This window comes from Chryseobacterium sp. c4a, assembly GCF_009900745.1.
GTDB lineage: Bacteria > Bacteroidota > Bacteroidia > Flavobacteriales > Weeksellaceae > Chryseobacterium.
The window spans coordinates 37,973-51,922 of sequence record NZ_WXVU01000009.1 but is presented as its reverse complement, the minus strand read 5'-3'; the positions used below and the strand labels follow the sequence as shown (position 1 = coordinate 51,922).

General features: G+C 34.1%; 11 protein-coding genes and 1 tRNA gene. 1 reads left to right on the top strand and 11 read right to left on the bottom strand.

The genetic code is table 11. The features are described from left to right. Window positions 1-56 precede the first annotated feature (56 nt). From GTR01_RS24510 to GTR01_RS13055, 8 genes are read right to left on the bottom strand one after another with little or no spacing between them, the layout of a single operon-like run. Window positions 57-962, bottom strand: a complete 906-nt coding sequence (locus GTR01_RS24510) for a cell wall anchor protein (protein WP_185155129.1) — start codon at window positions 960-962, stop codon at window positions 57-59. After that, complete coding sequence (locus GTR01_RS13085; RefSeq protein ID WP_160138281.1) at window positions 959-2,197, bottom strand: hypothetical protein; 1,239 nt, start codon at window positions 2,195-2,197, stop codon at window positions 959-961. Before GTR01_RS13085 ends, GTR01_RS24510 begins: the two co-directional genes overlap by 4 nt. Beyond that, window positions 2,194-2,979, bottom strand: coding sequence for a hypothetical protein (locus tag GTR01_RS13080; RefSeq protein ID WP_160138280.1), 786 nt, complete (start codon window positions 2,977-2,979; stop codon window positions 2,194-2,196). Before GTR01_RS13080 ends, GTR01_RS13085 begins: the two co-directional genes overlap by 4 nt. 2 nt (window positions 2,980-2,981) lie before the next feature. Continuing rightward, window positions 2,982-4,214: a hypothetical protein gene (locus GTR01_RS24615; protein WP_228452233.1), complete on the bottom strand. Its 1,233-nt coding sequence runs from the start codon at window positions 4,212-4,214 to the stop codon at window positions 2,982-2,984. Beyond that, window positions 4,211-5,311, bottom strand: a complete 1,101-nt coding sequence (locus GTR01_RS24610; protein ID WP_228452232.1) for a hypothetical protein — start codon at window positions 5,309-5,311, stop codon at window positions 4,211-4,213. The genes GTR01_RS24615 and GTR01_RS24610 overlap by 4 nt, the downstream gene beginning before the upstream one ends. A gap of 4 nt (window positions 5,312-5,315) precedes the next feature. Continuing rightward, window positions 5,316-5,756, bottom strand: a complete 441-nt coding sequence (locus GTR01_RS13065) for a hypothetical protein (RefSeq protein ID WP_160138279.1) — start codon at window positions 5,754-5,756, stop codon at window positions 5,316-5,318. A gap of 6 nt (window positions 5,757-5,762) precedes the next feature. Beyond that, on the bottom strand, window positions 5,763-6,779 hold the full coding sequence (locus GTR01_RS24505; RefSeq protein WP_185155128.1) for a hypothetical protein: 1,017 nt from the start codon (window positions 6,777-6,779) through the stop codon (window positions 5,763-5,765). Further along, window positions 6,776-9,718: a hypothetical protein gene (locus GTR01_RS13055; RefSeq protein WP_160138278.1), complete on the bottom strand. Its 2,943-nt coding sequence runs from the start codon at window positions 9,716-9,718 to the stop codon at window positions 6,776-6,778. The genes GTR01_RS24505 and GTR01_RS13055 overlap by 4 nt, the downstream gene beginning before the upstream one ends. Before the next feature lie 513 nt (window positions 9,719-10,231). On the opposite strand from GTR01_RS13055, the gene GTR01_RS13050 reads away from it, so the two are divergent. Then, window positions 10,232-11,977 (top strand): helix-turn-helix domain-containing protein, encoded by a 1,746-nt coding sequence (locus tag GTR01_RS13050; protein ID WP_160138277.1) that lies wholly within the window; start codon window positions 10,232-10,234, stop codon window positions 11,975-11,977. An 87-nt stretch (window positions 11,978-12,064) separates the two neighbouring features. On the opposite strand, the gene GTR01_RS13045 is transcribed toward GTR01_RS13050, so the two are convergent. The 3 genes from GTR01_RS13045 to GTR01_RS13035 form a co-directional block, all read right to left on the bottom strand. Beyond that, window positions 12,065-12,136, bottom strand: a tRNA-Arg gene (locus GTR01_RS13045). A 439-nt stretch (window positions 12,137-12,575) separates the two neighbouring features. Beyond that, complete coding sequence (locus GTR01_RS13040; protein ID WP_160138276.1) at window positions 12,576-13,349, bottom strand: alpha/beta hydrolase family protein; 774 nt, start codon at window positions 13,347-13,349, stop codon at window positions 12,576-12,578. Between the two features lie 137 nt (window positions 13,350-13,486). Then, window positions 13,487-13,720, bottom strand: coding sequence for a hypothetical protein (locus GTR01_RS13035; protein ID WP_160138275.1), 234 nt, complete (start codon window positions 13,718-13,720; stop codon window positions 13,487-13,489). Between the last annotated feature and the right edge of the window lie 230 nt (window positions 13,721-13,950).

The window sequence follows — 13,950 nt, the reverse complement described above, 5'->3', positions numbered from 1 at the left end:
CCGAATTTTAAATTCAAATATTTTTAGAGTTGAAATGAAGTTGTATCGTAATTATTTTAATTTGTTTTTTTTAAAGCATTAATTTCATCTTGCATTTTCTCCATGTTCTTTTGTTGTTGTTTAATGAGTTTGTTTTGTTCAATAGTATAAAGGGTGAGTTCTTCAATTTTTTGCAAAAGCTTAATCTGGAATTCGCCTATGTTTACACCTTCTTTCTGCATTGCTGTAGCAGATGCAATTTCCGGCAGATGCTTTTTATCTTTAATGTGTTTTTCTACACTTTCAAGAGTGGGAAGGTTATAGTTTTCTTCAAAGACAAAATCAGCAGTGGGAGTGTTGGTGACTTTAATTTCTCTGGCTTCAAATTTGCCATAGGTTGAAATGTTTCCATTATCACCAAGTATAAACTTGGCCCCGCTTGCACTGCCATCTGCGGAATAGCTCCAGAACTGTAGAGAGTTGCCATATCCTCCAGTCATGTTATAGATCCTCCATACGGAGGCACTAGCTCCTGTTTTACTTGGATTAAGCAGATCAATTGTTCCCCCTTCATTACTTGATATTGAAGACCGAATTATTCCTCCAACATCTAAAGTAGTATCAGGAGAGGTTGTTGCGATCCCCACATTTCCGTTCGAGTCAGCAATGACTAATTTTTTCCAACCTTCCCATTGCCCTTGAGGAAGTCCCATTCTATAGAAAATCCCACCATTATTAAAGTTAAGCTGATGATGCTTATCTCCACTATTGTCACTCCAGGGAGCTATCGTAAGCATTCCTGAATAATATCCTTCTCCGGGAGCTCCTACAACACCTCTGATTTTAAAATCAGCCTGTACCTGATGGCCAAAGTCTGATGGGGGATTGTTGATATCCCGGGTATTGTGAACTGCAATACCGGAAGCTAGTTGTCCAAATAAAGCTGCCGGAAGTAAAAGAGATAAGAGCTGAATACTTTTCATATTTTCTGTTTAATAATTTTCTTATGATTTGTTTTTTCCAGTTTGTGAAGACGTTGCTCCAGTGATTTATTAATCTGAATTTGCTGTTGAAGCTGTTCAGATTGTATTTTATTAAGCTTGTACTGTTCGATAGTATATAAAGTAAGCTCTTCGATTTTTTGCAATAGAAGTTTTTGATTCTCTCCAAGCAATAATCCGTTCTCCATGATCTCTTTTGTTGTCGGAATATTGGCTAAATGGCCTTTTTCATTAATATGTTTTTCAATCTCTTCAAGGCTTGGCAATGGATAGTCTTTTTGAAACACAAAATCAGCCCATCCAGACATATCTATTTTTACTTCTTTGGCATGGATGGTTCCGTTGACATCTAATTTGTTTTGAGGATTAGACATTCCGATTCCTACATTTCCGCCGTTTTTATTAAGAATAATATTGTTTCCGAGGGTATTGATAAATAAAGGTCTGCTGGCATGGCTTTGAATCCATGAATATTCGGGTGTATTACCAATTCTCATATTGGCATTGGCATCACCAACAAAAATATCACCCAATGAGCTTTCATTCTGTTTGCTTGTGGCAATATGTAGTTTAGCCAAAGGGTCTTCTACACCGATCCCGACATTTCCTTTTTCTTTATTGAGAATAGTATTATTTCCAAGTTTATTAATGAATAATGGTCTACCAGCATGACTCTGAATCCATGAATAATTGGGAGTATTCCCTAAGCGAAGGCTCAATTCAGTATTGCCTAAGTAAAGATCCCCAAATGAGCTTTCGTCCTGTTTGTTGGTTTCAATATGGAGTTTGGCTACCGGATTAATAGTTCCTATACCAATATTCCCATTTTTACCATAAATATTTGAGCTATAGGAGGGCAAGGTACTGCATACAATCCACCATTGGGTACCAGTGGATTTAAATTTATCAAATTCCTCCTGGCTGGTCACTACAGAACTATAGCCTGTAAAAGGAGTGTTATCAAAAGTCTGATCAAAGTATTCTCCTTTGACGGCTGCCTGTGCATGCCAGCTTGGGTTTATTTGACTATTGGCATTATTTTCAAGGCTATTTACACCATCCCAAGGGATCATGTAGATGGAAAAATCTACTCCCGGATTTTTGGCCGCTACAATGGCATATCCTGTAGCTCTCGCATTTTGTTTCTGGGTTTCAGATAATGCTTGTCCATTGATTATACATGCCCATAACAAAGGAACTAATATGAGTTTTTTCATTTTTTCTCTAGCTTTGAAAGACGTTGTTCTAATTTCTTATTGATTTCTGTTTGTTGCTTAAGTTGTTTATTCTGCTTAATAGAGTAGAGGGTAAGCTCCTCGATCTTTTGTAAAAGCTTGATTTGAAAGTCCCCGATATTGACCCCTTCTTTTTGCATTTCTTTAGCTGAAGCAACTTCTGGTAAGTGTTTCTTTTCTTTAATGTGCTTCTCTATGCTTTCAAGAGTAGGGAGGTTATAATTTTTCTCAAATACAAAATCTGCGGTGGGGGTATTGGTTATTTTGATTTCTTTGGCCTCCAGTTTACCATCGAGTATAGCATTAGTTCCTTTCACTAAAAAAGATTGCCCTAGCTGAGTTCCTCCAGTAAAATCATTCTCATAATTTAAGGTAAGTTTATTATTACCATCATGTACAATAGCTCTACCTCCGGTTCCTCTGGAAATGTCTTTAAGGAGAATATCTGCTGATCCGTTATAAATAAAGTAGCGCTCATCTGTTCCCGCTCTGAAGCTTCCATTAACATCCAGTTTTTCTTTCGGAGTAATGGTTCCGATTCCCACATTTCCGTTAGTCAGTTGTAATACATTATTGTAACCTCCTTCTGTTAATCTGATTCCTCCGTACCATTTTATTTCCAACCCGTCGGATCCAGGTACGTGATAATGTCCTAAATAGTAATTAACCCCATCATTATTTCCAATCAGTCGATCAAATTTTATCTCCTGAGAATTGAAGCTTATTGCCAGTAAAAAGGTTATGATTATACAATTCTTTTTCATTGTTATTTATTTTCTAATATATTAATCCGGTTTTCTAACTTTTGAATAAGTTCTAAGGTTTCTTTGTTAAGAGCTCTCTGTTGTTTTAGCTCTTTATCCTGTTCAATGGAGTAAAGAGTGAGCTCTTCTATTTTTTGCAACAACAATTTCTGATTTTCTCCCACTGACAGACCATTTTCTGTAATTTCTTTTGCGTTGGGTATATTGGGAAGATGTCCCTTTTCAATGATGTGCTTTTCTACTTCAGCAAGGGGAGGAAGGTGATAGTCTTTATGAAAAACAAAATCTGCCCATCCTGTCATATCTACTTTTACTTCCTTAGCATGGACAGTTCCGTTAACGTCTAATTTATTTTGTGGGTTAGGGGTTCCTATTCCTATGTTTCCATTATCACTAAGCTGTAAAGCAATATCACATATACCAGCACCACAACGATCCACAGCATCATATCTCATGAAACTAAGCCCTTTGGTAAAAGTATTGCCTTTCCATATAGCCCATTCTTTAATTTGGCCTGGTTGTGTATAGGAATCATCTATGAAGCGTAAGCCCGTTGGAATATAACCTCCATTACCTCTTATGATAGGGGAACTTCCATTTGCCCGGATATCAAGACTGGATTCAGGAGTTGTTGTACCGATTCCAATATTCCCATTGCTAGAATAAATATTCTGAGTATTGGTCATGGTGTTATTCAAACTTCGGGTATTGGCATTAATCTCCCAATCAGCAACATATACTCCTCTTGGAATATTAAACCCAGGTTCGGTAAGGGGTACGGCTGTAAGGTTTTTTTGTGTGCCTTCCTGTGCGGTATAAATGCCATCGTTTCTTTGAATGATTCCGTCTGTGTAATACGTTGTACCTCCTCTCACATATACTATAATTCCGGATTTGATCCATTCACAGAGAACTTTTCCGATATAGCTGTACCATTCACCGGTATTATCCGCATTTTTAATTCCATTGGTGAAATTCTCAAGTTTAATCATGGTATTTCCAGATCCCCAACCATAACCTATGCCATTAATAGTGGCTATTCCATAAGCCAACCATGTTCGGTCTTCATGAATACTAGCTCTGGAAATAGAAAAGGGTTTATTGGTAAAACCAAATACTACCGGTACGTATTGATCCTGAGTTCCCGCAGATGTAAATGTTTGAATAGCCTGTGCCTTTAAGGAATTAAGAAATCCTGTTGATAGTAAAATAAAAAGTAGAGTTATATTTTTCATGGTCTGTGTTTGTTTTTTCTCATGGTTTCTTTTAGAAGCCTATTTTCTTGTCTAAGGTTTCTGACTTCTTTGTTCAGTTGAATTTGGTAAAGAGTAAGTTCCTCAATCTTTTGAAGAAGACGTTTTTGATTTTCCCCCAGTGATAATCCGTTTTCAGTGACTTCTTTTGCGTTGGGTATATTGGGAAGATGTCCCTTTTCATTAATATATTTTTCGACTTCGTCAAGAGTAGGAAGTTGATAATCTTTTTGGAAGACAAAATCTGCCCATCCGGACATATCTACTTTTACTTCTTTGGCATGGATGGTTCCGTTAACGTCTAATTTGTTTTGTGGATTAGAAATTCCTATTCCTACATTTCCATTGTTGATTAAAGATATTTTGGGATTATTATCGGAACCTGAGAAATTCAAGCCTCCATTATCATCCGACCATATTCTTGCATTTTGTTTTCCTGTGTTTTGTTGAAAAATAAGGTCTCCGGCATCTGCTGTTGCCCCTTTTAAGGTAAGATCCCCCCCTCCATAAATTTCTAATTTTGATTGTGGGTTGGTGGTTCCAATTCCTATAAGTCCACTGTTTGTAATAATTCCTCCTGGAAACCTTAATTCACCTACAGTATTTTTATATGGAACAGTAACCGTATTGGTGCCAGATAAAGATTCATCAGTGATACTCCAGTCGGAAAACCAGCTGGAATCTTCTCCCTTGTCTATAGCAAAAGCTCTGGCAGTAAATCTATTATAGTATTTTTTATCGTTGATGAAAATAATTACTTTTCCATTTTCCTGAGATAATTTTACTTCAGGAGTATATCCTCCAAATGATGATATTCCATAATTGATAAATTGATTGTCATATACATACCAATTCATAATAAGGCCTATAGAAGTTGAATCTGCATAATTATATCCTTCAATAATGATTGTAGGCATTCCCCAACTATGAACAAATGGAATGTTGGTCTTTATTTTGATCCCATTAGAAGGAGTGCCATTAAAATTATAATTAATAATAGGAGTATAGTTCTGAGCCTTTAATGACTTTAATGAAGAGACAAGAAGTCCTAAAATTATAAGGTATTTTAATGTTTTCATAATTTTATTTCTTTTGTGCTTTTATTTCTTTTTCCAGCTGTTCTATTCTCTTGTTTTGCTGTATTGAATAAAGCGTAAGCTCCTCAATCTTTTGCAGAAGTTTAATCTGGAACTCTCCTTGGCAAGCATTCACATCATAGCGATAAAAACCAAAACCTTTTGCCCAAGTATTCCCTTTCCAAAGAGCCCATTCTTTCACTTGACCAGGCTGCGTATATGAATCATCTATAAAACGTAAACCAGTGGGAATATAACCTCCATTTCCTCTGATAATGGGGATGTTTTCATCCGCACGGATATCGAGTTTACTCTGAGGATTTGTTGTACCAATTCCGATATTTCCGCTTCCAGAATTTATGGTGGCTTGAATTTGTCCGTTTGGGGATGCTATTTGTGCAAAACCAAGACTTGGAATAATTAGTAAGACTATGTAGAGCTTTTTCATGAATTATTATAATTTCGTTTTTAACATTTTTATCTCATTCTTCATTTGCTCAATCATTTTATTTTGTTCAATAGAGTAGAGTGTAAGCTCTTCAATTTTTTGCAGAAGTTTAATCTGTAACTCTCCAATATTGACTCCTTCTTTCCGCATTTCTGCAGCAGAAGCAATTTCAGGGAGATGCTTTTTTTCTTTGATGTGCTTTTCTACGTTTTCCAGCTTAGGGAGTTGATAAGTATCTTCAAAGACAAAATCGGCAGTAGGAGAGTTGGTTACTTTAATTTCTTTAGCTTCAAGCTTATTGGAGATGGAAACATTGCCATTGGCGGCTATCCACATTTTCTCTTTAAGTTGGCCTGCGTCTCTGGTAAAGAACCTCAATCCTCCACTTCCTCCATTTCCTGAATCCAGATAGAAAGAAGAAACTCTTCCCACTACATGTCCGGTACTTTTAATTTTATAGTCGAGATCAATTCGTGAATAATCACTGGCTCCATTATCATTCCCTGACAATGTCAGATGTCCCATGCTGGCTTCATTGTAAACTTCTAATTTTGTTGAAGGAATATGGGTTCCTATAGCCATATTTCCGTTGTCTACAATATTTACAGCGGTCTTGGCTTGTCCGCTTGAATTGATTAGATTGAAGTTAATAGAGTTATCAAGTAAACGTATATAAGATCCACCAAAATTCTCTACGAATCTGGATAAGCCTGGTGTATTAGTTTGGGGGTTAAAAAATCTGACGTTGTTTCCTATTCCCACACCATTGTAAGTAAGAGTTGGTTCAGAAGCCCATAGGTTTAAATAAGCAGGTACATCTGATCCGTTTCCTGAAGATTTTAATAATATTGTGGTATCCCCATGCATTCCTGTAACATTCAGTTTAGCTTCAGGTCTTGTGGTACCAATTCCAATGTTTCCAGTTTCCGGATTCACCGTTGCCTGAATCTGTCCTTGTGGAGTTGATAATTGTGCATAATAGAGCCCAGGAAGTATCAACAACAGAATATTGAGTTTTTTCATTGGTTTTTATAATTGTATTTAAAAGTTTTTATGATTTTACCAGTAGAAGAATCTTGCCTTACTTCTTTCAGACGATTGGCTGTGTCATAAATATATACCTCTCTGATTCCTGATGGAGGTGTGATGCTGGTTACTCCAACTAAAGGGTCATATGTGTATGTGGTAATCTGGTATCTAGAGAGGGCTAGATTCATTTTGAATCCGTCCAGAAGCATAATTAACTCTTGTTCCGAAGCATTGGTTCCCTCTTTGGCATCAATATTTGAGGCGGGAATAATTGCTCTTAAATAAGGAGTAAGTGGTGGGAATGTAGAACCTTCAACTTTAGCAATAGGCAAGGTATTGTTATATCCCCAGATGATAGCTGTAGTTTTTCCATCTTTTTCTGTGTATTGAAGGAGGTTACCATTATTATTGTACAAATCATAAGTAAATTCGGTCTGTGATGCATTAGGGTTTTGCAGATCAAAATTCAGTATGGATTTTGGGAGAGCAAGACCTCCTGTTGTATTATTGGCTTCTGTCTGTGTTGTTGGATAAATAGTTTCAGATTTGGAAATTATTTTTCCGGGATCAGTTAAACTTTGTTTTTGAATAGCCGTAGTAAGTAAAGGGATCCCTATTACATTTTTATCAATGAGGTATTGATTATTTTTATCATGGGCATATTGATAAGATGTTTCAGAGACAAGGCCATCAGCAGAAATTATTTTTTGTGTAGTAACATTACTGGTTAAGGGGTTAGCATATGTATAATTTGTATGTATAGTAATTGAGTCTTTATTAGGAAAATAATCAGTAACAATTTTGTCAGTCAGCTTACTGTTTCCTATTTCCAGGGTATAATTAGCATAATCAAAAAAAGACTCGACAGCATTACTAAAATATTCTGCTTCAGAAGTGGTATAACCTGTAGCAAATTTGTTAATGTGAAGCCCTTTATAAGATTTATAATTCTTGTGTTCATATTTATTTTCTTCTTTTTTTATAAGAGAAAAATTATTTGAATTGATAGGACTATTGGTATTTAAATTTTTATAATATAATGTTTTAGTAATACTGTTGTTAGAAAGTCCCAGACTAAAAAGTGGAATATGATATGAATCAAATTGTCTGTTAGGAGTAAAAGAAGAACAACCATTACTTTCTAAATCGTAATAACGATTCGAATAGTAAGGCGTAATATAAGGGATGTATGAATTGTTTTTAAAATAATATTCTATTTTACCACTATATTTTTCATTTTCGTCAGAATCATAAACTGTTACTTGTGGATAGTATATAGATCCTACTGATTCTAATTGACTTGCAAAGGGGTTTGTACTGGTGAGTGACACATACCTTCCTTTTTTTACAATGGAGGATACATTGGATAAAAGTTCAACTCCTTCTGATGCAAACCAAAAACTTCGAGCCATATCATCTACCACAATTCCTATATTTCCTTCATTTAAACCGTATTTGTATTGCTTGATTAAGGTATTTTTGTTCCCATCATAGGAAGTAATTTTTTTAATTCTGATTCCCATCGTTTTTCGTGTATGTGTTTTATTAAGTTCACTATACCCATTGTATTCATGGGGTTCATATTCAAATCTTCTGTAGCCCCCGGTAGGGAATTCTATTCTTTCCAGTAAATAATGATTAGAAAGTCCACTTTCACTTTTAAGAGCTGTATTGGCAATATTATTCAAGTCATTTTTATTATTCCAAAGACAGAAAAAAATATTATCTCCACCTTCATATTTTGGAAATGTTCCTGTAGAATAATCTGTATAATTGCCCCAATAGTCAGCTGAAAAAGGGCCTAAATCATCTTCTTTGTAGTATTTGAATCTATAGATCTGGGGAGATGATACATCTTTTCCTTTTATGGTTACAGATGTAAGCATATTTCTTTTGTACCCAAGAGTAACCAATTTAATGAGATGGCCAAATGGATCTCTTATCTCTATAGAGGAGGTTAACCCTTCTCTGTTAAAAGTTATTATTTCGTTCTTTGTGGTGATCTTTTGTATTCTTTTTGTAGAATAAGATGCTGATCGTCCTTGTGTAGAATTTATCACACTGGGGAAGTAAGGAGGTACAGCATCGCGAATATATAAGCCAGAAGAACTTTCATAAGATTCATTACCATCGATATAATCAAATTTTGCAGAGTTACCTGTGATATCTGTTATTTTAGAAACATACCATGCTGTAATGGCACTGCCTCCACCAAAGGGAAGAGAATAGTTGCTGTAGCAAAATAACTTTTCATCAGTATTTTTCTCCTTGCCCATTTCATATATGGCTCCTTTGTCATCAAAAATCTTGATATAATCTATTTTGTCATTAGTAATTTGATTGTATTCAATTTTAATATTCTGATCTGTAGACTGGATGGTTTTATTTTGTCTGTTTGTTATGATAAAAGATCCATAATTATTTCCCAGATTATAATTAAAAATGTCAAATTCGCTATCTTGATAAGGATAGTTTTTAACAGGTGGAAAAACACTTCCTCCACCAGAAAGCCCAACAAATGAACTAAGATAAGAGTCTATATCTTCTTTTCTTCCTAAGGCATTGATTGTATTAACATCAAGATCATTTGGCATTGGAAACATTTCATCCGGTCTTCCATTTACTGTTCTTGAAATATTAATGAGAGGAGACAACTGCCATCCTAAACCCACTTCACCAGATCCTTTACCATATTTCAAGGAAGATGTATAATAATTCAGGCTAATTGGAATATCTGTATTCCCTAATTTAATAGTGTATAATGGTATACTGTATTGAACTACCCCGTTTTGTAAACCGACATTATAGGTAGTATATTTTTCCATTTCATAGATTGACGGTGGTGGTGGTGTGAAGCTACGACCTGGATTTCCTGAGCTTTGGGCTGAAAAAAATGAGGTTGTTAAGCCTAATAACAGATAAAATTTTTTCATACTGTTTAATCATTTAGTATTAATTTGAAAACAATTTTTTAATTTCATTTGTAGGTCTCATCATATTTTTTAAGATCGTAGTAAATGTCTTTGAGCTTAATTTTGACCGGTTTCTCTCATTAGAAAGTTTATAGAAAATGGAATTAGGAAGAGTTTTTATAATCCATTGTACATTTGAAAAGAGAAGTCTCTATCATGGGTATGGAAGGCGTATATTAATTTTGAATTAAAATTACATTGCCATTTATAGATTTGAAAGAAATTACTCATCATATTTATAAATTTGAAGAACCGTTTTAATTTTTTTATTTTATTTTAAAATGTTAAAAATCTGGCATTTGTACAGTCTTTCTTCTATGTCTTTTGTTTTTAAATATTCACGAGATATTGGTTCTTAAAGATTGTGTAATTAATAAAAAAAAGAAGATTGTTAATTAAATTTTTCCCTCTTTTTTGAATTAAAACAGGTGATTTATTGGTTTATTTCGATTAATTTACACAAGAAAAAAAACTATGATTTCGGCAAAAAAAACACTGATTTTTCTAATTTTTTTATGCATTAATATTTATTCTCAGAATAATTTTAACCTTAAAGAGTCTAAAGAAATTGACAGCCTGATCAAGATGGATCGGTGGGATCTGGTACATTTCAAATTGAGTAATGAGGATACCCGATTTAAAAGACTCTCCAAATATGAACTTTTTTACCATTACCTTATTAAGCTTGATTCTGCTTCAGTATTGTACAAAAAAGAAAAGTATATCGAATCCAGACAAAGTATATTGGCTACTTTAAAACAGATTGATGAAAACAAAGAAAAACTCAACTATTCTCACCATGAAGAATTAAATTATATTGGAATAAGCCGTCTATTTTATATAGAAAAAAGACTCGGAAATATTGGACAGGGACTTCAATACCTTGAATTGTTTTCCAAAGGGATGAGGCCTATATACAAAAAGAAACAAAGTCTATTTATCGCAGTTACTTACAGAGAATTGGGGAATTACAGAAAGAGTATTGATATTCTTAATACCAGACTATATGATCTTCAAAATGATAAAAAAAACGAACTGTACAGCCCATTTTTGAAAAAGCATGAAATAGCAGCTGCTTTCAATAACAAAGCTGAAAGTTTCATCAAATGGTTTAGGGATGTTGGAGACGTTCGAATGCTGGATTCGGCTTATTATAATTATAAGAAAGCTAGTGTTTTAATGAGTGATTCTCCTCAGGTTTCTTCATTCTCCAAAACGTTGCACATAAGCAGAAAGGCAGAAATAGCAATGTTGAGAAAAAAATATTCAAAAGCTTTAATCCTTTTTAATCACTGCCAAAAAGATACAGCTTTTATGAAAAAAAGTTTTTCCAGGGAAGCCGTATTGCTGGGCAAAGCGGAGGCTTTTACGTTTATCAATAAACCGGATTCAGCATTTCTCTATATTGATCGTTTAAATAAAACGAATAGGCAGGTTACAAATACTCATGAAAACCGATTGAAAATATATCATTTGCTAAGTATCAACTATGAAAATATTAATGATAATAAGAAAGCCTATCAATTTGCAAAGCTTAGTCTTGCTGAAATAGCCAGAAAGAAACAATGGGACAATAATAGCAGTAATTTTCTCGGAAAGTACGAACAAAATGGAATAGAAACCGTATCTAAAGTAATGATTCAGGAGAATCAGAAGAATATAATATTTTTAATTGCTCTCGTTCTTTTGAGTTCATGTTCAGTGGTGTTGGGAATTTTTTATTGGCAGAATCAAAGGAAGAAAAGTTTTGTTTTGGCTATACCTTCTGAAATAAATACGATTGACCTCAATGAACATTGTCATGAAAAAAGTGAGAAGGGAGAACAACCTGTTTTAGATGATGAATTAATACATCGTATTCTTTATAAACTCGAAATGATGGAAGCTGCACAAAAATTTTTATCCAATAATTTTAAACTTTCTTACGTAGCCAAGCAATTAAATACGAACACAGCCTATCTATCACAAATTATTAATCATCATAAAGGGGTTACGTTCTCTGAATATAGTAATAATCTGAGGATAGATTATGTATTGAGGGAACTGCAGGAAAATTCAAAATTTAGAAAGTATACTATTCAAACTATAGCGGAAGAAGTAGGGTATAAAAGCTCGACGACCTTTATAAAAGCATTTAAAGACAGGGTTAACATGAAACCGTCAGATTATATCAAACAGCTCGATAATATATTGGAAAATGATATTAGATTAAGCGTATAATGTTACTTGTTTCTTTAATAATGATTTCTGAAACAGAGGAAATGCTTTTCTCGGAATATGGATGAAAAATAGCCTATTCTTGCCTTGTGACCTCACCAAGAATCGAACTTGGATCTAAAGTTTAGGAAACTTTTGTTCTATCCATTGAACTATAAGGCCTTAGAAAACTAAAATTACAAATTATTCTTCTATGTATTTTAAATCAATAGATTCGTTTTTTATCACAAATAACATAATACTTAAACGATTTTCGGAGATTGAGTGGGGTAGATGTTGGTGTGGATGAATGCCTTATAATAAAAGAATCTGCCCTTTAGAGGCAGATTCAGTAGATAAGACATCTCATTTTTTTAATTAGACAACAATAAAAAGCACAGCCGACAATGCTGTGCTTAAATTTTTATTTCAAATTTAATTGCAATTTCAAGAGTAGTAAGAAAAGCAAATAAAGTTTCCACTTCGATGTTTATTACATAGTAAATGTAGTGATATTTTTAATACGAAATATGAATTTAATGTTAAAATTCACAAGTTATCCACATTTTGTTGTGGATAAGTCTGATGTTATTCCACAAAGTTAGATAAGATATGCTTAATATTACTGTTCATTCAGGTATTTTAGTATAAAGGCATTCAAGATATTTTTCTCCTCATCACTGCCTTTATTATCCATGTGACTATGATTGATAGAGGTTGGCTGAATGGTTATATGGTATTTTTTTTGTTCATCTTCTGTAGGCAAAACACCTTCATCCGCCGGGTAATCATTGGAGCGGAGCGAATAGATTTTAGGAATGCTGGTTCTTGGCAGGAACATTCTTCGGTTATCCATGGTAATAATTTTATAGACCAGATTAGGATGCTGATTTCCAAACAATGCTACCATGTCCCCGCCGTTGGAATGTCCAATCAGGGTAAGATGTTTGTAATCTAGATTGGGATTTGTCTTTTTTAGTTCATTCAATACATATGTTATATTGTCAGAACCATTTTGCCAGAATGGTCTTCTTACCATTTGCAGATTTCCTTCTACAGGCAATGGTGCATCTGTGGTTTGTTCATGCTGAATACTCACAGTAAAATAACCTTTGGAAGCCAGTTTCTCCGTTAAATAAGAATACACGAAATAATCACCCCCTTTATTAAAACCATATCCATGATTAAAAATAATGACCTGTTGATTAGGTATTGTTCTTTTGACTTGTGGCTGATAAATCGCAATAGGAATTTTCCGGTTTCTGCTTTGATCCAATAACGTTAAAGTATCCAGTTTTATAGGATAATCTATATTGGAAACGATTTTTTTCTTTGCTGAACAGTTGATAAGGAAAGGAAGGCTGAGAAGAAGATATCCTGTTTTTCTATATTTCATGATGGGATGAGCTTAGTACAAAAATCTGAATTTTCTTTGAGACATAAAATTATTTATTGTTGGATTTTTATATCGTCATTGTTTTAACTAAAAAGAGCGACTAAAGCCGCTCTATAATGTATCTGACAAATGGATTATTAATAAACACAGCCACATCCTGTTTCCCATGGCATGCAATCACGCATTGGCTCGTGACAATTACCACCATCGGGGTTACCGCCACCGGAAGATCTGTAACAGATACCTCCGCTGCAATAATAGGAGCCCGGTACAGCAGGACATTGGCCTTCAATATCACAATCTGCATAAGGGAAATCTCCGCCGTTTATCAGGATAAGATGAGTTCTTTTTAATTTTTTTAAATTTTTCATAGTATTGATTTTTAGTTTGTTACATCAACTAAGATATGAAAAATATAATACTCCTACAAGTGATTTAAATGATCTGGTATTATAATAAAAAAACGAATTTTTATACCAAACATAATTCAGAATAGAGTATCTTTATTTCATTAAAATCTTGTTATAAATATTGCCTGATATCAAGCGCTATTCTAAAGCTTGAAAATGATGGTTCAGAACTTCTGAATCTACTATCATAT